The 21,764-nt window shown below is 40.6% G+C and carries 17 protein-coding genes; 8 read left to right on the top strand and 9 right to left on the bottom strand.

The annotated features are described in order from the left end of the window. Positions 1-151 precede the first annotated feature (151 nt). From S4054249_RS21995 to zapE, 3 genes are all read left to right on the top strand, one after another. Complete coding sequence (locus S4054249_RS21995) at positions 152-1,759, top strand: AbgT family transporter (protein ID WP_046358114.1); 1,608 nt, start codon at positions 152-154, stop codon at positions 1,757-1,759. 317 nt (positions 1,760-2,076) lie between these two features. Next, complete coding sequence (locus S4054249_RS21990; RefSeq protein ID WP_039610979.1) at positions 2,077-2,712, top strand: glutathione S-transferase family protein; 636 nt, start codon at positions 2,077-2,079, stop codon at positions 2,710-2,712. Positions 2,713-2,904: 192 nt separating this feature from the next. Further along, a complete protein-coding gene (gene zapE, locus S4054249_RS21985) occupies positions 2,905-3,990 on the top strand; it encodes a cell division protein ZapE (RefSeq protein ID WP_046358078.1) in 1,086 nt (361 codons plus the stop codon). Positions 3,991-4,432: 442 nt separating this feature from the next. Here zapE and S4054249_RS21980 read toward each other — a convergent pair whose 3' ends face one another. Then, positions 4,433-5,731 carry a DEAD/DEAH box helicase gene (locus S4054249_RS21980; RefSeq protein ID WP_046358077.1) on the bottom strand — a complete coding sequence of 433 codons (1,299 nt, stop codon included), beginning with the start codon at positions 5,729-5,731 and terminating at the stop codon, positions 4,433-4,435. Positions 5,732-5,788: 57 nt separating this feature from the next. Next, a complete protein-coding gene (locus S4054249_RS21975; RefSeq protein ID WP_046358113.1) occupies positions 5,789-6,703 on the bottom strand; it encodes a 4-hydroxy-tetrahydrodipicolinate synthase in 915 nt (304 codons plus the stop codon). A gap of 150 nt (positions 6,704-6,853) precedes the next feature. On the opposite strand from S4054249_RS21975, the gene S4054249_RS21970 reads away from it, so the two are divergent. After that, entirely contained in the window at positions 6,854-7,507 is a 654-nt protein-coding gene (locus S4054249_RS21970; protein WP_046358076.1) for a DUF6058 family natural product biosynthesis protein, read from the top strand. 115 nt (positions 7,508-7,622) lie between these two features. Here the strand turns inward: S4054249_RS21970 and S4054249_RS21965 are convergent, their stop codons facing one another. Continuing rightward, positions 7,623-7,898, bottom strand: coding sequence for a hypothetical protein (locus S4054249_RS21965; RefSeq protein ID WP_046358075.1), 276 nt, complete (start codon positions 7,896-7,898; stop codon positions 7,623-7,625). A 192-nt stretch (positions 7,899-8,090) separates the two neighbouring features. Between S4054249_RS21965 and S4054249_RS21960 the strand changes: the two genes are divergently transcribed. Further along, positions 8,091-8,348 (top strand): type B 50S ribosomal protein L31, encoded by a 258-nt coding sequence (locus S4054249_RS21960; RefSeq protein WP_039610316.1) that lies wholly within the window; start codon positions 8,091-8,093, stop codon positions 8,346-8,348. Positions 8,349-8,435: 87 nt separating this feature from the next. Next, the gene (gene ykgO, locus S4054249_RS26225; RefSeq protein WP_080760261.1) at positions 8,436-8,576 is read left to right on the top strand and encodes a type B 50S ribosomal protein L36; all 141 of its coding nucleotides are present in this window, start codon (positions 8,436-8,438) and stop codon (positions 8,574-8,576) included. 134 nt (positions 8,577-8,710) lie between these two features. On the opposite strand, the gene S4054249_RS21955 is transcribed toward ykgO, so the two are convergent. Together S4054249_RS21955 and S4054249_RS21950 are read right to left on the bottom strand one after the other, a co-directional pair. Continuing rightward, positions 8,711-12,763 (bottom strand): rhombosortase-dependent cadherin domain-containing protein, encoded by a 4,053-nt coding sequence (locus S4054249_RS21955; RefSeq protein WP_052961142.1) that lies wholly within the window; start codon positions 12,761-12,763, stop codon positions 8,711-8,713. A 357-nt stretch (positions 12,764-13,120) separates the two neighbouring features. Then, positions 13,121-13,507, bottom strand: coding sequence for a cytochrome b562 (locus S4054249_RS21950; protein WP_046358074.1), 387 nt, complete (start codon positions 13,505-13,507; stop codon positions 13,121-13,123). 67 nt (positions 13,508-13,574) lie between these two features. Here S4054249_RS21950 and S4054249_RS21945 point away from each other — a divergent pair, with 67 nt between their 5' ends. Both S4054249_RS21945 and S4054249_RS21940 read left to right on the top strand, forming a co-directional pair. After that, positions 13,575-14,666: an ABC transporter substrate-binding protein gene (locus tag S4054249_RS21945; RefSeq protein ID WP_052961141.1), complete on the top strand. Its 1,092-nt coding sequence runs from the start codon at positions 13,575-13,577 to the stop codon at positions 14,664-14,666. 190 nt (positions 14,667-14,856) lie between these two features. Further along, positions 14,857-16,509 (top strand): S8 family serine peptidase, encoded by a 1,653-nt coding sequence (locus S4054249_RS21940; RefSeq protein WP_046358073.1) that lies wholly within the window; start codon positions 14,857-14,859, stop codon positions 16,507-16,509. A gap of 8 nt (positions 16,510-16,517) precedes the next feature. Here S4054249_RS21940 and S4054249_RS21935 read toward each other — a convergent pair whose 3' ends face one another. The 4 genes from S4054249_RS21935 to ybaK all read right to left on the bottom strand — a co-directional run bounded on the left by S4054249_RS21935 (position 16,518) and on the right by ybaK (position 21,295). Further along, the gene (locus S4054249_RS21935; protein ID WP_046358072.1) at positions 16,518-17,336 is read right to left on the bottom strand and encodes an SMR family transporter; all 819 of its coding nucleotides are present in this window, start codon (positions 17,334-17,336) and stop codon (positions 16,518-16,520) included. Between the two features lie 8 nt (positions 17,337-17,344). Then, positions 17,345-18,298, bottom strand: a complete 954-nt coding sequence (locus tag S4054249_RS21930) for a hypothetical protein (RefSeq protein ID WP_046358071.1) — start codon at positions 18,296-18,298, stop codon at positions 17,345-17,347. A gap of 75 nt (positions 18,299-18,373) precedes the next feature. Then, entirely contained in the window at positions 18,374-20,626 is a 2,253-nt protein-coding gene (locus S4054249_RS21925) for an acyl-CoA dehydrogenase (RefSeq protein ID WP_046358070.1), read from the bottom strand. 210 nt (positions 20,627-20,836) lie between these two features. Then, on the bottom strand, positions 20,837-21,295 hold the full coding sequence (gene ybaK / locus S4054249_RS21920; RefSeq protein ID WP_046358069.1) for a Cys-tRNA(Pro) deacylase: 459 nt from the start codon (positions 21,293-21,295) through the stop codon (positions 20,837-20,839). Positions 21,296-21,764 lie beyond the last annotated feature (469 nt).

The raw sequence follows: 21,764 nt of genomic DNA, 5'->3' as shown, positions 1-21,764 counted from the left end.
AGTACTTACTTACATCATGAATCTTGTATGCTCTTCATCATAGATAGTTGTAATTTTATCTCATTTTCACCTTGAGTTAACTTTTATAAATGACCGCTGAATGAAAAAGTGATATGGTATGTCGCATTTTTTGGAACCGAGAAAACTTGCTATGTCGAATGCAGTAGAGACTAAAGCGAATAAAAACTCTCCAGCGCCAGAACAACAAAGCGGCTTATTTAATCGCTTCTTGGCAACGGTGGAGTTTTTAGGGAACATGCTCCCACACCCAATCACCCTATTTGCAATGCTGTGTGTTGCAATCGTGGTCTTCAGTGGCATTGCCGACTGGATGGGCTTGAGTGCAATTGACCCTCGCCCAGAGGGAGCCAAAGGACGTGATGCTGACGGTGTCATTGAAGTAGTTAGCCTGATGAGCGCTGAAGGCCTACAAAAAATAATGACAGGCCTTGTCACAAACTTTACTGGATTTGCACCACTTGGGACTGTGCTTGTTGCATTACTTGGTGTCAGTGTTGCTGAGCACTCAGGCATGCTTTCAGCTGCTATGCGAGGCATGGTTATGGGTGCGTCTAAACGCCTTGTAACCTTCATGGTTGTCTTCGCGGCAATTTTATCAAATACCGCATCTGAACTCGGTTATGTAGTCCTTATTCCGCTAGCTGCCATGATTTTCCACAGTCTGGGCAGACATCCATTAGCCGGCCTAGCCGCTGCTTTTGCAGGTGTATCCGGCGGCTACAGCGCAAATCTACTTCTTGGCACAATCGACCCATTGCTTGCAGGTATTACAACACCCGCTGCGCAAATGATTGACCCAACTTATCATGTTGGACCAGAGGCAAATTGGTACTTCATGATGATTTCAGTATTCTTAATCGCCATTGTTGGTACTTTAGTTACTGAAAAAATTGTTGAGCCACGCCTTGGTAAATACAACCCAGACGATGCAAGCGTTGACTTATCAGAAAATAACATTGAGCATTTGACCGATAAAGAGAAAATCGGCTTGAAGTGGGCTGGTGTTTCTCTACTGATTGTATGTAGTATTCTAGCGCTAACTATCGTACCTGAGGATGGTATCCTTCGTCATCCTGAAACCGGTGCTGTAGCAGGCTCTCCATTCCTTAAAGGTATAGTTGTACTAATTTTTGTAACGTTTGCAATTCCAGGCTATGTATATGGTCGTGTTGTAGGCACTATGAAAACAGACCGCGATGTCATTGATGCAATGAGTAAGAGCATGAGCTCAATGGGTATGTATATTGTACTTGTGTTCTTCGCAGCTCAGTTTGTCGCATTCTTCAAATGGACTAATTTAGGAACTATTTTAGCGATTAACGGTGCGGCATTGTTGCAAGCGCTAAACCTTACGGGTCCAGAAGTTTTCATATTGTTCATCATGATGTGCGCAATGGTTAACCTATGTTTAGGCTCCTCTTCTGCACAGTGGGCCGTAACTGCCCCTATTTTCGTACCAATGTTAATGTTGGTTGGTTATGCGCCGGAAACTATCCAAGCTGCATACCGTATCGGCGACTCTGTGACTAACTTAATTACGCCTATGATGAGTTACTTTGGACTTATTTTAGCTGTAGCGACAAAATACAAAAAAGACATGGGAATAGGTACTTTGGTAGCCACAATGTTGCCTTACAGTATGTTCTTCTTTGTTGGTTGGGTCGCATTATTCTATATTTGGGTATTTGGGTTTGGCCTACCTGTCGGTCCAAACTCACCAATATACTACACACCTTAATTAATAATATGAGCATTTTTGCAACTGCAAAAATGCTCTTTCCTTTTCTTAGCTTCTCTTAAAATCGCCACTAATTACTTTTTTCATTATTTTTGTTACATGTAATTAAATGCGTAGATAACTTTCCTATTTAAGGTAAAATCATTAACGGCAGAGAAATTCCAGGTTAATCTTGTTAACTTACTTTGGTTGATTTAAATTTTTAAATAAAAATACGTCAAAGCATTTGTTATTATTCAAATGCTGTCCTAAAGTGCTAAAGGAATAACCGTAAAAGGAGCTTTCTCACCAATAAAAACTTGATGATAAGGCCAGTTATGTACACTTTGTTTTATTACCCTCGTAATGCCAGTCTTGCTCCACATTTTGTATTAGAAGCACTCAAAGTGCCGTACCAACTAGAACTTGTTGACCGTAAGAAACACGCTCAAAAATCTGCGCAATATTTGAGGCTCAACCCTACAGGTAGGATCCCCACACTTGTAGATGATGAGTTTGTGCTATTTGAAAGCGGCGCGATATGCTTATATCTTGCAGAAAAACACCCTGAGAGCCAGTTGATACCCACTGACCCTGTACAAAAAGGTGTTTTTTATCAATGGTTAATGTACTTTACAACGACAATACAAGCTGAATTAATGATTTATTTTTACCCTGAACGCCATACACAAAGTGCTTTAATGTATGACGATATCATTAAAACCCAGCAAACACGGCTCACTGACATGTTCACTATTGTGAATAGACATTTGGCTGGTAAAAGCTATGTAGTGAATGAACAATTCACTATATGCGACTGCTATTTATTTATGTTATGTATTTGGGCAGATGAGCTAAATACTCCTCCACTTCAATTTGAACATTTAGCAAAATACCTTCGTGAAATGGCAAAGCACCCTGTCATCAAAAAAGTTTGCGAAACTGAACAAACTGATTTAAGTCCATACAAATAAAACCTGTAACATAGAGTTGAGTATATAAAACAAAAGCCAATTTTACATAATGTCCTTTCAAATGTAGTTGGCTTTTAATTTACTTCATTTTTGGAGTCAGGCTTACTTAAGCATAACTTTAATCGAATACTTAGCTTTATCTCACACATAACTCAAAGTATTATATTACTCAAATTCCCTACCCCATTACTTATGCATCGTCTTTTAGATAAATATAATCAGCTTATAAAAAGTAGTACTTTAACTTTTGACCCAGCACAAATATCAGCTATTGATGAACTTGATAAGCTTTGCAATCAAATTACAACAGCGGCCCCTTCAAAAGGAATTTACCTATTCGGACCTGTTGGACGAGGTAAATCCATGCTTATGGATATGTTTTTTGAATCATTGACCATAAAAAACAAGCAAAGACTGCACTTTCATCATTTTATGCAAATAATCCATATGCAACTCAAAAAGTTCCAAGGGAAAAAAGATCCACTGAAGTTGATTGCTATTGACTGGGCAAAACATACAAAAGTACTCTGCTTCGACGAGTTCTTTGTGAAAGACATCGGTGATGCTATGATTCTAGCAGGCCTATTAGACGCGTTCTTCAAAGCTGGGGTTGTATTTGTCGCGACCTCGAATTCGCACCCTAGTGAACTTTACAAAAATGGACTGCAAAGAAACCGTTTTGAACCAACCATTGACTTACTCATGGCCAATTGCAACCTGATCAATATTTGCGGAGAGCATGACCACAGATTTGCAAACGGTTTTTCAGCAAACTTTTATTTTGAAAGTAATGAATTGGGTTTTTCATCTTTATTTTCATCACTTGGTGGCTCTCTGGGACTTACCCATATCAGTATCCAAAAGCGACCAGTGGAAATCTTAGGTGAATGTCAAAACGGCTTATTAGTTGATTTTATGGCCTTGTGCTCTGAACCACGATCAACCCCAGACTACATTCAACTTGCAAATGACTATGAGATAATTTTCATCAAAAATATACCTGCAATGGGATGTTCAGCTACGAATAGCTTAGTTGCTCAAGGCACTGAAGATGGCTACATAAGAGAGAAACAAGCATTTGAAGTAAGGCACTTTGATGATGAAGCAAGACGATTTATTGCACTCATAGATGAATTTTATGACCGTAAAAAGCTCATAGTCATTTCTTCAACGTATGGCCTACAAAATCTCTATACTGGGGAATTACTGGCTTTTGAATTTGAGCGTACCAAGAGTCGCCTGGTAGAAATGCAGTCATGGCCCTTACCTAGTCCATAACTTTTAAACCGTATTCGATACTTTATTTATGTTCTATCCACTTACCCCCTAAGCAACTGAAAAATTTATATCGTTAACGTACTTTTTATACCCCCATTTTATCGACTACTAATTAAGTTACTGAGTACTTAATTTTACACGCTGGAAAGTAGTAGAGTCGCAGGCTGAACCGCTTAGTGGGAGAGTTTTTATAATTTACCTGACTGCCCTGACGCAACCTGTGATACACAAACCTTCCTGCAACAGCAATTGGTGCACCTAGCTTAAAGCCAAAGACATCAAATCAATGCTCCAACCAAGCAATAAAACTTTTTAATTGGCTGCTTTTTACACACTGAGCGACTCAGATTTTACAGTTTAAAACTTAATCCACCATTGTTTTATGGACACAAAAAAAGCGAGCTATTTACTCGCTTTTTTCTAGTACTGACAGCTTTAGCATCTACTTATCTAGTTTAAGCTTCACGCCTTTCAAACGGCTTCTCACTGAGCTTATTTTACTGCGGTTTTTAACCCGCGCTTCACCACTCGCTTGGTTGCTCGGCCTGTTAGTACGCACTTTACGTCTTTGGTGGCTTGGCTTTTTACTTAAGTTATCAATTAAGTTTTCACGGCTAGCAACTTCATAGCCAGGAAGGTAATAACGTTTTATCTTTTGGCCGATCAAAGCTTCAATATGAAGCAAAAATTGTTCTTCTTCTCGGCTAACGAATGAAATTGCTTGACCTGAGTTGCCTGCACGGCCCGTACGTCCAATTCTGTGTACATAGTCTTCTGGAAGATAGGGTAAATCGTAGTTAACAACGCGTGGCAAGCCTTCAATATCTATTCCTCGTGCCGCTACTTCAGTAGCAACGAGAACGCGAACTTTACCTTCTTTGAACTCTCTCAGCGCACGGCGTCTAGCACCTTGCTTTTTATCACCATGACAAACAGTGGCTGCAATACCATCAAGCTCAAGCTCTTTTACAATTGTATCAGCATCATCTTTCATATTGACGAATACCAAGACTTGCTGCCAATTTTTCTTACCAATAAGTTCAGATAAAAGCTCTTTTTTACGTTGTTGCTCAACTGGGTAAACCACATGGCGCACTGTTTCTGCCGTCGTATTCTCCGGTGCTGTTTGAACTAGTTTTGGTTCTTTTAGTACCTGCTTGGCAAATTGCTTTACCGCTGATGGGAAAGTTGCTGAGAATAGTAATAGCTGTTTGTCTTCTTTAGCAAGCGCAATGACACGCTGCATTTCATCGATAAAACCCATGTCTAGCATACGGTCAGCTTCATCAAGCACCAAATGCTCGATATTTGCTAAATCGACACTGCCTAGTCGAACTAAGTCTAGTAACCTACCCGGTGTAGCAGCAACGATATCAGCACCTTGTGCCAATCGCTGAGTTTGACCATCAACGTTTACGCCACCAAAAACAGCAACGGTGCGCAAAGAGGTATGCTTTGTGAATGATTCACAATTATTCGCGATTTGCTCAGCAAGCTCTCGAGTCGGTGCTAGAAATAAAGCGCGAGGCGACTTTGTTGCCGTACCTTTTAATAGGTTGTGGATTACAGGTAAGGCAAAGGCAGCTGTTTTACCCGTACCAGTCTGTGCTGTTGCAAGCACATCGTGACCTTTTCTGATCACAGGGATGGCCGCCTGTTGGATCGGTGTGAGCTCTGTAAAGCCAATTTCATCTAAGGCTTTTAACAAAGGCTCTGGAAAACTAAACGATTTAAAATTCATAACGGCAAACCTGCGACCAATACTGAAGGGTCGCAGATTATACGTCAATTATTAGGATTAACAAAGCTTAAGTAGCGTCTCATCCACTAAATTTGCCTTTCCACCAACAATATACTGCTCATCTACTGCATTTATTAATTTTTGGCCTTCTATTTGTTGCTCTTTGTTCAGTGGAACATAAGGCAATCTAAACACAGGGCTTACAGCACCAGTCATAATTAAAGCAGTGTTGATAGCAATTGGGTTTGGCTCACAAAACAGCCACCCCATCAATGGTTGTAGATCCTTATTTAGTGTTTCATTTGGCGTATCCATTAATTGTCTAAATAGTTTAGGTACCAAATTTGATGTCACCGAGATCACGCCATGCGACTGAAATTTGTGACGCCCATCATGTGCTTCGTCATCATTGCCTGACCAACACGCAATCCCCTTGGCTTCATAGTGAGCAATTCGATCGTTACCGGCACATTCTTTCATACCAATAAAGTGCTTATGTTTGGAAATTGGTTCGATAATATCTGGCGTCAAATCTTGCCCTGTTCGACCAGGCACGTTGTAGATAAACGCCGGACCTATTTCAAGCACTCGATTAAGGTGCTCCAATACGCCAGCATCAGACGTGCGACCATAATATGGGTTTATTTGTAATGCAGCGTCCATACCAGACGCAAAACCATACTCGGTTGCCTTAATGGCTTCTCGAGTGTTGTTACTTCCTGTATTACCCACAATCACCAATTTATCTGAAAACTTGTTGACGCTATGTGCAATGAGCATCAAATGCTCTTCCCAATTCATCAGTTGGCCTTCGCCAGTTGTGCCACCGACTATAATACCGTCGACACCCGCAGCAATTTGCATTTCTACTAATGCGTCGTACGCCTGTAGATCAATTTCGCCTGACATGAGATATGGAGTTTTGATGGCCGTAATGAGGCTAGCTTTTCTTATCGTTTGTATACTTCGCATGCAATTTTTAGATAATTGTTTATATACGACATGTTTTATCACAATTGGCCCAGTATGCCGAGGGGAAAAGAGTAAGATTTAGAAAATTTCTTGCTTAAGTGATAAAAATCATACAAACTAAAAAACACTGTATAAATAACCAGTACCACTATGCGATTATCTGAATATTTAAAGTCAAACTTTTATGACGCTAATGAGCTATGCGCATTAATAAAAATTGAGCACGAACAGCTGCACATGTGGCAAGAAAACAGCATTTTCCCAAACGCAAGTTACAGCATTGAGAATCTAATTAAATGTAGCTCATATCTCGGCTTATACGAATGTGTAGAAGTCACCGACTACTACCCAAGGGGGGCGCTCGATTGGGGCCAAATGTTAGTTAAACATGCAGTAGAACATTCAAGTCACGCTTACGAGCTGTTCCAAAACAAATACATAACTGTACTCAAAGCATGTGCTGATAAAGGTGTTTTCAGTGAAGACGATAAGTTTGGAGATGATGTAATAGAACATATCCAGCAAGTATGGCAGCAGTTTTTATGCAGTAAATACGGAGTAATTAGCCAAAACGGGACTGTGGAAGAAGTCGTTTTTATTGACCTTGGTCGCTCAATCGTGGATACATTAACTGATGATAGAACCAGTAATAATATTCCGTCTGAGCACCGCTTACTACTGCATGAAGCACTTAAACTTCTTAACAAAGCACTAAGTTACAATGCAGCACACGAACAGCAAGACTCATTAAGATACAAATATATAGACAGCGTTATTCAAAAATATGATCTATCAGTACGGTAAGGCTTATTATATTTTGAATGTGATGTAATCCAATTGATTTATTCAATGACTATGAAAATAAAGCCGCTTTGATTACTCTCAGCGGCTTTATAGTTAAAGAATAAATTAAATTAGATTAATCATTTGCTGCAGATTGTAACTGCTCATAATGTGCTCTATATAATTCAAACCCTTTTAATACCCTCAACTTATCTTCACATAAACTGTCATACCAAGTATCAAATTTATCGTCGTCGTCTTGCTCACTCAAAACCTGATATTGGGCTAACAACTCTATAATGTCACTGTGTTCGCAAGTTAACTCATCTAATTGCTGAGCTAGCGTAGAATGATCCTTATTTTGCAGTTCCGCAATGACACTGTTATCTAATTGTTGTGATTCTTCGCTCACAGTGTTGTCCTCTTTCTCAATCTCGAATCTAGTTATAACAGGCTGATATTGAAGATCCAGTAACAATTTACTTATTCGTATAATCAATAGACAAAAAAGTGTAAAAAAAATTTCAGACAACCAATTGAAAACTATTCTCAAATAGAATATCATTTGTGACGTTATCACATTTCGTAAGGTTTAAATTTAATTATGAAAGCAAATATCCACCCGGATTATCAAGCTGTTGCATTTCATGACACGGCAGTAGACAAGTACTTTATCGTTGGTTCAACTATCAAGTCTGATAGAACCGTAGAAATCGATGGCGTTGAGTACCCGTATGTGCCAATTGATGTTTCAAGCGCATCACACCCGTTCTACACAGGTAAACAGAAAATCGTTGCTAGCGATGGTCGTGTTGCTAAGTTCAACCGCCGTTTCAAAAACCTATCTGCTTCAACTAAGTAAGATTCGGTTTTTAATTTACACCGCTATTTTATTAAGTAGCGGTGTAAAACGCCAGCAAGGTGTAATAAATATACTAAGGAGCATAAGTTGAAAGTTCTAAGTTCATTAAAAAGCGCAAAGAAAAGACCTGGTTGTCAAGTAGTTAAGCGCCGCGGACGTGTTTTCGTTATTTGTAAAACAAATCCACGATTCAAAGCTGTACAAGGTAATAAGAAAAAGAAGCGTTAATTATCTTCACTACAGTAAGAGCGCTTTTTCAACAAAGTGCTCGTTCATCTCAAGTCATTACCTCATCCTTACCTATTTTTTTAATACCCTATAAATAAAAAAGCGACTTTCGCCGCTTTATAAAAATTACATGTTTAACGTTTACGTCTTCTGAGCCAAGCCAAAGGCAAACTTAGCAATGCCAAGAGGCCAAATGAACCAGAATCACCATCCTGATCATCGTCATCATTTCCTCTTACATCAATTAAGTTAACCGTGACCTCTGTATAAGTCGATACATTGCCCAATGTATCTTGCGCTCTTACACCAAACCTTATTACATTTTGGAACTCAAAATCCAGTTCGCCTTGCACAACAATATCGCCATTGCTGGCAACACTAAACGGCGCATTACCAATCACCATAAATGCATCAACAGGGGATACATCAGGATCTGGATCGAAAAACTCTAATTGGCCTATGATTGTGCCTAAGCCTGCATTTTCCAATACTTCAAAAGTTTGCCCACTTGGGATTGATGGAACACGATCTGGGTTCTGCTCATCATCGGGCACATCAATAACTTCAACTGAAACCTCAACATAGTCAGATTCATTGCCATCAGTGTCGATTGCCTTGACCACAAAAACAAACATTGGTTGTGTCTCAAAGTCTATTGTGTCAGTGACTCTGATGTTACCATTTTCATCAATATCAAATGGCACATTCCCTAATATAGTAAATGAAGCAATTGGTGAGTCATCTGGGTCTGGATCTTCAAACTCCAATACGCCTATTATCGTATCGATAGCTGAATTTTCTGTAACTTCAAACTTCTGCTCATCTTTAATAACGGGCGCCACATCTTCATCACCTAACTCGTCCAATACTTTAATAACGACTTCGGTGTAATCAGAATAATTTCCTAATGAGTCCATCGCGCGAACAAAGAAACTGTATTGACTTTGCATTTCATGATCTAGCTCCATGGTAGCAATGATTTCACCACTAGGCTCAATGGTAAATGGCACTTCGTCTAAAATCATAAAGCTTTCTACAGGCGAAATGCCTGGATCTGGATCAGTAAAGCTAAGCATGCCAATAGACACCCCGGCTTCATTATTTTCCATGATTTCAAAAGTCTGCCCCTGATCAATCACGGGTGCGCGCTCAGGCGCTTCAGTGATGACTAATGAAAATGTTTTCTGACTTTCCAACTCGCCGTCGCTGACTGTTAGTGTCATATCTGCGCTAAACTCAATAAATGGACTGCCAGCAAGCACGCCATCAATAAACGACATTCCGGGTACCGATGGCTCTAATTGAAGCAATAACGGACTGCCCTCTACGTCTTCGACCTTGGAATTAAAGTCAATTTCTGTGAGTTCGCCGATAAATAGCTCAATATTTTCAAGCGGCTCAATGACAGGAGCATCATTGACTGAGTTTACTTTAATACTGACTGCAAACTGATTATCAGGAAGCGTGTCATTTGTTGGCTCTGGCTGAGCATCAGCTGTCATACCTTGGAATATAAATGTGTCTTCACCAAAATAGTTTTCATCAGGCATATACATTACATTCGCATAATCCGCTGACGTCACCACAGCCCCCTGCTCTAACTTATTTTCGCCTAACATCAACATACCGTTTTCAGGAAGCTGCACTATTTCGACCGAGGCAAATGCGCTAGAAAGGTTATCAACAAAAGCCAACCCAACACTCACTTTTGTATCTTCATCTGTTGAAAAAGCCCGTTCAATTTGATTGTTTATAGGCACTTTGTATGCACTGCGCCCGTGGGTAAACGCAAACAGTTCATTGCCTTTGATAGTAAGTTTGACAATATTAGTATTCGCGAGACCTGTGCCGTCAGCCATCCAGTTTTGTCCCCCATCAACGGAAACAAAGACCCCTAAATCTGTACCAACAAATAATCTTTGTGTATTTTGTGGATCTACGGCAATCGTCATCGCTGGAATGTTCGGCAGGCCATTATCACTGGCTTGCCAATTTTGACCGCCATCCGTTGATTTCCATACATGTGTTGCATCGAAATTTGATACGGTGGCATAGATAACCTGATTATCGGACGGATCAAATGCCAGAGAGCTGATCGTTACAGCCGATTCTGGTGTTGCGGTTGTCCATGTCGAAGCTGATGTGGCTTGATCAGCTTGGTAAGACACATAAATAGATCCGCCATTTGTTCCAGCAGCAACGGCAGTTTCAGTATTTGGCGCTATTGCGATTGAGTAAACTGAACCATTTAACGCACTGGATGCCGCAGACCAATTTGCAGCTTGATCATCCGTGCGCCACAGCTGACTACCACCAATCCATAAAACTTGAGGGTTAGAGGGAGCCATTTCAAAGCGTGTAATAAACGGGAAGCCATTATCGCCTGATATACCATTTATCGAACTGGTGAAGTTTTGCCCGCCATTTGTCGATTTGCGTAATGATAAACCTGTGGTCTCTGCAAAGAGGATATTGGGGTCTGTCGGATCTATCGCAGTCCATCCCCCATCACCGCCCAATATTTCAACCCAACTATTAAAGCCACCATCTTCACCAACCAGTGTACCGTTGTCCTGCGTACCGCCAAAGTAGCTCGTTGTGCTGGGTTTAACCGTACCATGATAAAACTGTGTCACAGCATAACCATTATTCAGTGTGGACCAACTCACACGTTGGCTTGCATCTGCATTCGCATTACCGCACACTTCATCAATAGTCAATCGTCCGCCAAGGGCATTATCTGTTCTTTGTATACCACCATCATTTGCCACGTATAAGGTCGTATTATTTACCCCATCATAATCTGGGTGGAATACGAACTCATGGTGATCTGCATGGGCATATTGAGGGTCTGTGGGGCTTAGCCACCAAATACTGGCAGGCACGAACGTCTGGCCTCCATCATCTGAACGGAATGTATCTATCCCCCCTGTCCAAACTACATCAGGATTGATAGGATCAACCGCGATTATATTATCATACCAGCCCTGATTAAATGATTGAGCAGTTCCACCTGTACACAAGTCCAACAAACCAAAATAAGGGTTGCTAAGCAGCAAACTTGTAAACCTATCTGCTGTGTCTCTTGTTACCGTCGTTACCCAAGTAACCCCCATATCGGTAGACTTGTAAACAGCATCCATTGCATGGTCATTGCGATTTGCTGCCAATGCATAAATAATGTTGTTGTCTGACGGTGCTACCGCAATCGTTGTTCGGCCCTGATTTGTTCCCGCGATCACTTGTGTCCAGTTCTCTGCTGCATCAGCACTTCTGTGTACACCTCCGGTGCTAAATGACCCACATGCGGAAAGCAAAACATCGGTGTTTGACTGAGATATAAGCTTAAGATCTGTACAGCCAGCCGAGGCGCCTTGAGGTACGAACTTAGTTTCCCAGCTAGCCCCCCCATCTGAGGATTTATGCACACCCGAACGTGTAGCTGCATAAAGCGTATTCGCATTATTTGGACTAAAAATAATTTTATTGACATATTGAAAGTCAGTATTACTTGCGGTGCTGGACATTTGAGTCCAAGTAGCACCTGCATCTTCAGATTTGAAAATGCCATCACCACGCAGCGCGTCAAAATTGAATAGGCCCTCACCTGTTCCTGCATATAGTATATCTGAATTGCTCGGATCAAATGTCAAAGTGGTCACAGCAAGGTTGGTCGCCAGATCACTCAGAGGCTGCCATGATGCGCCTGCATCCGTTGTTTTCCAAACTCCACCTGCAACCCCTGCCGTATACATAATATCGTGATTGGTCGGGTGGATAATTAAAGTTCGTGTTCGTCCACCAATATTGCCAGGCCCTAGTTCCTGCCACTGCCCTAACTCTTGATTTTGCCCATCCGGTGCGTTTAACTGAGGTGTATAATCCGCAATCACACTATTCGATGGTATGGAAAAATGTGTCATTTGCTTAATTTGCTTCAGAGCTTCTGAATACTTTTCTACTGGTAGTGAGGTTTCACCGACCGGCAGCCTTTGAAGAACATAAAACTCTTGCGCCTCTTTAGGTTTATCATATCGCTTAGGTGACTGTGATTTAGACTGCGCTTTTTTCTCTAGAAATTCTGCTTGACGCTCGTATGGCGTTAATGTTTTCTCTTGCAGTGCGAGATATGCAGCTCCGCCGAGTGCAATCGCCACAGCAACACTAACAGGATGAAGAAGTCTCATTGATTTATCCCTTTTCATATATAAATGATTAGAGTGCCTATCAAGGCAAGAGATCGAGACTTCTTAAATATAACCGCGTGTAATAATCCGCTTCGCTAGATTTTGCATTCAATATGCCATAACCTGAGATCATCACTACATTTAACATCGTTCTTTAAGATAGGTATCCGACTAGAGTGTAGTAATAAAAAACCATTAAACCACAAAAAGTTTGTCAACCCCTCTCCTATGCACTTATAGGGAAAATGCAGGTTCTATACAGGCTTTTGATAATTAACACATTACTTTTAAATACGAAGGGCCGAAAAGGTAGAATAATCAATAAAGAACTATAAGCTTTTGTTAAGTCGCTTAGGGCTAGTTCCCAAAGAGTAACTGCCAAATACTCGGAGGCTCATGCAACTTATGATATTCTTCTCTGAGTATATCAATCTCTTTCAATGCTTGACGTGCTTCAGTAGAGTAAGAGTTTCTGGCAAGCCCTTTGGCTTTTTCTGCTAGCTTGATAATACGATTTAGGCCTTCGATAGATTTTTTTGTCTTTTCTTTGGCAAAGCTCTGGGCCTTAGCCTGTTCAACTAACGCGATAAATTTGTCTAAATGCGTTATCATGACATCTTGCTGTTGTGCTTTGATAGCCAACTTGTACTCATGGCCCATTTTTTTCATAATTTGATTAAGCTCACTTGTCTGTGCACACACAGTAAAGCTAGAAAACAGTAAAACAACAAGAATAAACTTCATAACACTCCCCTCAAAGTTTGGGCTAGTATATATAAATGAGCTTTGTATTCAAGGTAAATAATGTGCAATGAAAAATATGATTTTTATAGTTAAAAAAGTTTTAATATTCATAGTTTTAACTTACATTATTTATTTCCCAGTCACAAATGCACTCGAACAAGAAACAACACAGCCTGTTAAGGTCACGTTTGTCAACCCAGGTTCCAGCGGACTTAACCCCACAGGTAATTTTTGGCTAAACGTTTCAAAAGTAATGAATGCAGTGGCACAAGATACCAATATGGACCTCAATATCTTATACGCTGAGCGCAACCATATACTGATGAAGCAATTAACTAAGCAGGCGCTAGAGTCAGATGCAGATTACATCATTTTGGTTGATGAAAAGCGCGTAATTACAGAAGTATTGCTGAACTCAACTAAAACCCATCCAAATATATTGTTCCTGTTAAACAGTCCAACGCAGCTCGAAATTAACAGACTCACAGCCAAAGGTTTCGGAATAAAAGCCGCAATCTTACCTGATAATTATCAGGCAGGAAAAGAACTCGCTAGAGAGCTAGTTCATTCAACGCAGTCTGCCAGTGGCGTTAACGAGTCATTCTCGATGTTGGCTTTTCTCGGAGATGTAGCAACCAATGCCGCACTTGAGCGAGAGCAAGGTTTACTTAGCTATACCAACCGACTCCCTCACATCAAAGTTATTGATAAAGTTGACGCTCAGTGGTCTAAACAAAGAGCACACGAACTCGCTAGAGGTCTTTTACGAAGATATCGAGATGTCGAGTTAATTTGGTGTGCCAATGATGCTATCGCATTTGGTGTGAATCAGGCTGCGGTAGAACTGGGAGTCAGAGAAAAAATTAATATTGGTGGGATCAATTGGGATAATGGGCATGAAGAGAAGCTAGATGTGTCCATTGGAGGCCATGTCCTCTTAGGTGGCTACTTGCTCATTGAGCTTAAAAAGTATCAGCAAGGTCTAGTAAACTATATTGGCACGCAAAAAGTAGCAATTTTTAGGCCTTACAGCCATACCTTCGAACCAATTTACAAGGCAATACATGAAGATAACTTAAATCAAATAGACTTTTTACAATTTGTCAATCAAAAGAAAAATTACACAATTATGACTCTAAACAAAGAATTAAATTTTTAACCTACTTTTAACCACCACTGAAAAATTTTATTTACCATACCAACACTAAATGAAATTGCATTTCAAATTAAGTTTTAGTTATAGAAATATTAACCTTTTATTTTTTCCGGGCATTTTTTGCACTATTGACAGTTTTTGCAATACCTGTTTTAGTTAAATTGGTTAACAACATGTAACTAGGACAAACAAAATGAAACGTAATATTCTAACAAGCACGAAATATACTTTACTTGCCCTTGGCGTTGCGTCTGCGCTTGGTGCTGCGACTGCACATGCAGCAACATCTGAACGTATGATAGTCACTTTAAAAGAAGAATCTATGGCAAATGCATTCCCAGTCGCATTGTCAGAAGCAGAATTAGTTGATTATAAATCACAGTCGTTAAGCTTATTTGCGAACAATATCAATGCTCAAGCAATTAAAACGCTGCCAAGCATTAACGCTGTAGTTATGGAGTTAAGCCCAGAACAACTATCAGCACTCGAGAAAGATGGTAATGTCGTTACCGTAGAGGTGGATCCAAAACGCTACGTACCAGAGCTTATCGACGCAGAGATTGCACCTTTTGCAGAATCAACACCATATGGTATTAACATGGTCCAAGCGAAATTGGTGAGCGATGCAGCAGCAGCGAACCGTAAAGTTTGTATCATGGATACAGGTTACATGCGCAGCCACGAAGACCTTGTAAGCGCAGGCGTAACAGGTGATGATGGTTACGGCTCAAATGATACTGGTCTTTGGTATAACGATGGTAACGGTCATGGTACTCACGTTGCGGGTACTATCGCCGCTCTAGGCGGAAACGGTACTGGTGTAGTCGGTGTGAATGCATCAGGTAACCTTAAGTTACACATTGTAAAAGTATTTAATGATTCAGGTCGTTGGGCATATGGTTCAGACCTAATTGAAGCAATTAACCAGTGTGAAGCAGCAGGTTCACACATCACTAGTATGAGTTTAGGCGGAAGTGGCAGCTCTACAGCAGAGCGCAATGCATTCGACCAAAGTTATCAGCGTGGCATGCTTCATATTGCAGCAGCCGGTAACGGTGGCAACAGCTCTCTTAGCTACCCAGCATCTTATGATAATGTTGTCTCTGTCGCCGCTGTAGATAGCTCTGAAAATAAAGCCTCATTCTCACAGTACAATAGCCAAGTTGAAATTGCAGGCCCTGGTGTTGGCGTAAACTCTACGTGGAATAACGGTGGCTATAGAAGTATCAGTGGTACATCTATGGCGACGCCTCACGTTTCAGGTGTTGCAGCACTTGTGTGGAGCAACTACCCTAACTGTTCAAATGCTCAGATCCGCGCAGCTCTAAATGCAAGCGCAAAGGACAAAGGCGCAGCTGGTCGTGATACTTCATACGGCCATGGTATTGTTCAAGCAAAAGCTGCATACGATTACTTGGCACAAAGCTGCGGTGGCGGTGGTGACCCAGTTCCAGTAGCTGACTTCTCATTCTCAACAAGTGGTTTAACAGCGACATTCTCAAATACTTCTACGGCAGGTACTTACAATTGGACATTTGGTGATGGTAACGGTAGCTCACAGAGCTCACCTACTCATACCTATGCGCAAGCAGGTACTTACAATGTAACACTCAAAGTAACCAATTCAGCTGGTGACTTTGATTCAATCGTTAAGCAAGTAACTGTAGAGGATGCTGTCATACCTCCTGGTTGTACTGGCCTTAGCGAGTGGAGTGCATCTACATTCTATCGTGTTGGTGACCGAGTGTCTTATAACGGTTATGAGTACAGATCAACTTGGTGGTCTCGCGGTGCTCAGCCAAATATATTCACCAATGTTTGGAGCAGAGTTGGTAAATGTAACTAATTCTCATATTATACTGAGAATATAACACTAGTTATCAATATAACCCCGACACAAGCCCACTGTGTCGGGGTTAGTTTTTCTTTAAAGAGGTAAACCCCAATCAACCCTGCGCCAATAATCCCAATAGCTCTTTTAAGCGCTTCTAAAATACCAGGTTGAATACTTTGAAGCGCGATAAATTGAAAGGTCACTGCCATAGAAAAACACACTGAAGCAGCGATCCAAATTGGCAAATGCTGACGAATATCTTTTAAATTTAATGAAGGTCGGTACAAAAGTGAATTCAGCACTAGCACGATAAATGTGACATATAAAACATGAAAATCGACACGGCTATGTTGCAGCGCTTGCTTGTCCAGAACAATACAAAGCCCCCAACAAAATGATGTGACGACAATATAACCTGCTCCAGGTTCACGAATAGAAAAGCGCCCTCCTTGGAGAACAAATGATGCTATGACCAGCACTGTCACCGCTATTAACTCAACTTCCCTAAGCGCTTCACCTAAATAGAGCCAAGCAACCGAACCGGAAATAACTGGAGTTAAGCATAGCATGGGCAGCATCAGCGCAACTTTACCTACTGCCAATGCCCGTATAAAGCATACACTCCCTACACCCGCCAATACCCCACTGAGCGTCGCTGGGAAAAAATAGTTAGATTGCGGAAATTCTCCACTGACAAAAACCCAATAAAAAAAGTAAGCCGGTAGAACGATGGCACTAAAAACAACCGACATTATTGGCGCAGAGAAATGAGCAGACAATCGTTTTCGGGTGTAGTCAAATCCAACCCAGCAAAAAGCACTAAAAATGGCAAATTCCATATCCTACCCTAACAATTACTCAAAGCTATTTGTGTTTGCCTTTTCATGTATGAATTAATTTTTGGATGCGCTGGGCGCCAACCAGACAAAAATCGATAAAAATCGGCCCATATAAAACTCCAACAATTGCGCCATTCAGTTTCTAGCGCATCACAATCTATTGAAGAGTTTTGCGCCTTTAGCGTTTGTTTTAATGAACAAAAATAATAGTCTAATAAGACTGAAGCTTCACTTTCCATTTGTCGCGCATCGAATACTGTTGTAAACAGTAACATCACATCAGACAGGCCATTCCCTAATCCCGTATGCTGAAAGTCATAACCGATAACTTGCAGTTCATTAAATGCAAAATTCGCCAGTTTAGCATCACCATGAATAAGTGTTTTGTAGCGAGTATTGCTCAGCGTTTCATCTATTACATATGCCGCTTTTTTAAGAGGTAAATTAGACATTTTTGAAAATTCGTCGGGGCGAGTTGCAAGATGCCAGTAATTACCAAAGCCAAGGACACCAAAATGTGTATTAACTATATTTTCGCAAATCCAGTTTGCATGGAACGAAGCAAGCCAGCTAAGCATCGATTTAACATGAGCATTTGTGGCCGTATCAATATTGCCAAAACCGAATGCCTCAAAATCTTCAAGCACAGTCACAAAAGTACCATCAGACTCTATTAATTCTAAGGCTTTCGGCGTTAAACAAGCGCTCGGCAATGCCTCTGCAAACTGACTATAAAAATATTGCTCTTTTATATAGCTATTTACTTTTCGTTGTAAAGAAAAGGCGGTTTGTTTTATATTTACATGAGACAGATTTTCCGGCACTTGGCTGATTTTAACAGCATACTTTTTATTGCCGATCTGAAACTTTTCCAGCGTACCACAGCCATTCCAAAGTGTTTTCGTATCCGAGCTATGTCTGTTTAGGTTATTTAAATACTGTAAGTAGAGAGAGTGCTGCATAAAAAACCAATCACTTTTTTATGCAGTGTAAACGAAACGCCCGCTTATATAAATAAACGGGCGTGAATTGAAAGCCTATTGATTTACAGCAGATTGGAGCGATTCAGTCTCTTGCGTACTGTTTACCAAGTTCAAATCAAAATCAAATTCATCTACTCGAATAGCCACTTCGCGTTTGCGATTATAATCGACTAATTTAACGTACTCTTGCTCACTAATAATACTCGCGACAAATGCATTGTTGAGTGTATCGCTAAACGTGACGCCCGATTTGATTTCACGCTTCTTAAGCGCACGCTTAACCTTAGCCAGTGAATCTAAGCAACCCATTTTTGCTTTATAAGCTTGCTCATTGATGTGATGTCCATCACCTTCAATTGGCTTAACTAGATGAGTTAGCTGCTGTTTAAAGTCAGTATCTAGCTGAGCTGCTTTTGCCAACTCCCTGATCATATCATCGCTAATTTTTGGCATACGATGCGTGTAGTTCATTGTCGCAAAACGCATAAAACGTCTTGCGGCCTTATTAGGGAAGTTATCTAAAAACTTGTGAAGCGCATTTTCGGCTTCCATTAATGCATAACGAGTCGCATAGTGGAAGTAAGGTGCTGCTTGCGCTCTGTCCTGCTCAGATACTTTTTGCTCGAAATATCTGATGGAAGCCATTGCCGCATAAACGAAACTCATTACATCGCCCAATCTCGCTGACAGTAATTCGGCTTGTTTTAACTTTCCACCGAGCACCAACAAAGAGAAATCAGCGTAAACAGCTAGCTTAGATGCGAGTTGATGAGCCGCTTTTTCGTACTGTATAACTTCCGGTAATCGTGACGTGCCAGTGGCTAAAAATGGAAAAACACCAAGCTTAAATGCGCGAAGTCCATTACCTATACTATACCCTACCGTCTTCCTAAGAATTTTATTGAACTCTTTATCTGCATTAGGCTGCTCACTGTGAATTGACTCAACCATCGACTGCAAGTATGGATGACAGCGCATCACACCTTGACCAAAAATCATAAGATTTCGCGTTAGGATATTAGCCCCTTCAACTGTAATAGCTATAGGTTGCGCAACATAACCGCTTGCCAAAGTGTTCTGTGGACCTGTTTGAATTGCTTTACCTGCCAATACATCCATAGCTGAATCAAGTACGTCCCTGCCAAGCTCTGTCATATGGTATTTCGCAATCGCAGTAACAACTGATGGCTTCAAGCCCATACCCAAGCCTTCAGTTGTCAATACACGCATAGATTCTTGTAAGTAAGCCTTGCCTGCAATATCAGCCAACTTTTCTTGAATTCCTTCAAATTGGCCAATCGCAAGTCCAAACTGTTCTCGGACAGCTGCATACTCAGATGCAGATTTAAGCGCAACTTGGCTCGTCGATACACCCAATGCAGGTAAAGAGATGCCTCGCCCTGCGCCCAAGCAACTAACAAGCATTTGCCAACCACGGCCAATATTTTGTTGACCACCGATGATGAACTCCATCGGAATAAACACTTTATTGCCTCGAGTGGTACCGTTGTAAAAACGTATACCCATGGGATCGTGACGGTTGCCAAGCTCAACACCTGGATGAGATTTTGGGATCAAAGCACAGGTGATACCTAAAGATTCTTTGCCTCCCAATAAACCATTAGGATCAAACACTTTAAATGCCAAGCCAAGCACAGTCGCAATCGGTGCAAGCGTGATATAACGCTTATCCCAAGTCACCTCAAGACCGAGCACCTCTTTACCTTCAAACATACCCTTCGTTACAATTCCCTGATCTGGAATACCACCGGCATCAGAACCTGCCTCAGGGCTTGTCAGTGCAAAACAGGGAATTTCACGTCCATTTGCAAGTCTTGGTAAATAATGAGCTTGTTGCTCAGCTGTGCCGTAGTGAAGAAGTAACTCACCAGGACCTAAAGAGTTTGGTACCATGACGGTTACGGCAACAGCCGAAGATTTGGTTGCAATAGTTCCGACAATCGTTGAATTTGCATAAGGGCTAAACTCTAAGCCACCATACTGCTTTGGAATTATCAAAGAGAAAAATCTCTCTTTTTTTAGGAAATCTAAGATATGTTCGGGCAGGTGTTTCGAGTTTTGAATGTGATTCTCATCGATCATTGACATCAGCTCTTGAACTGGGCCATCTAAAAATGATTGCTCTTCCGCTGACAATTTAGCCTCTGTCACTGCTCGCAGTGAAGCAAAATCTGGTTTTCCTTGATATACAGAGCCTTCAAGCCATACATCTCCTGCATCTAACGCTTCTTGTTCAGTAACTGAAATGCTTGGCAATATTTTTCTTAGTTGTGTTCTTAAACTCATAATAAACTCATCCGACCAGATAGATATACCTACATTACGGCATAAAAATCAATTTAGATCAATTGCTCAAATGAAATATTTAACTGATTTTTTACTAAAAATACTAATTTAGCTTCAAAACCTACTAAGAATTAATAGCTTACAAGTGTACGCTGAATTTATATTTTTTTTGCATGAATAGGCATAAATTAGAAAAGAAAAACTATAAATCTAAAAAACTGCATATTTTGCGTTCGTTATTGTCATAAGTACTTGCGGACAAATTGAAATTTCTAACCCTCTTCTTCCGCCACTCACGTAAATTTCATCGTAACCCTCTGCACTTTTATGCACCAATACAGGAATACGCTTTTTATGAGCAAATGGACTGATCCCACCGAGTAAATATCCAGTCGCGGCTTGCGCGCTATTTTTGTCAGCCATATGCGCTTTTTTGCCTGACGCAGATTTAGCAAACAATTTTAAATCAACTTGCTGTGTAGCTGGTGTCACACCAATAAATAACTGACCATCTACTTCTATCACCAAGGTTTTAAACACCTTATTTTCATCAAGTTGTAACTTTGAAGCCGCTTCTTGTGCATAATTAAGAGAATTTGGATCATGTTTAAATTTGAGAACTTGAAAATCCACTTTATTTTTTTTCAAAAGATTTATTGCTGGAGTCATAAAAACCCTTATTTTTCAGTATTTAATAAAAAGTGAATGTGCCACTTTTTATGTCAAATCAAGGCGAATCGATACTATTCTATTTTTTGTAATCTTTTAGTCAAAAATTGTACTAAATTATGCTCGACATTGAGCCAATGTCGACTAAAGTTGTATGTATCAGCATATTTTATAGTCCTTAAATAATGCTGCTTATGCATGATTTGGTTGCACCAATACATGAGTACGTTATATGTATACAAGTCTGTCGAGTATTACCGGTGTCAGTTTGAGTCTTTTGACCACCGTGTTGTTTTTAAATAGTGAGTACGACGCTTGGATAGACAAACTTGAATGTAATCAAAAGTGCGAGTTATTTGGGTGTCAATCTGGAACACTGATTTCAGGAGAAAACCGACGAGACTTATTATGTCGGTGCAACGATGATATGGATTATCTCGTAATATTAGACTGAGAGTAAAACGGCGCC

Origin of the sequence: Pseudoalteromonas luteoviolacea (genome assembly GCF_001750165.1) — a bacterium.
Lineage (GTDB): Bacteria > Pseudomonadota > Gammaproteobacteria > Enterobacterales > Alteromonadaceae > Pseudoalteromonas > Pseudoalteromonas luteoviolacea_G.
Note: the sequence above shows the minus strand (reverse complement) of the source record. Positions and strands in the feature narration are given on the sequence as shown.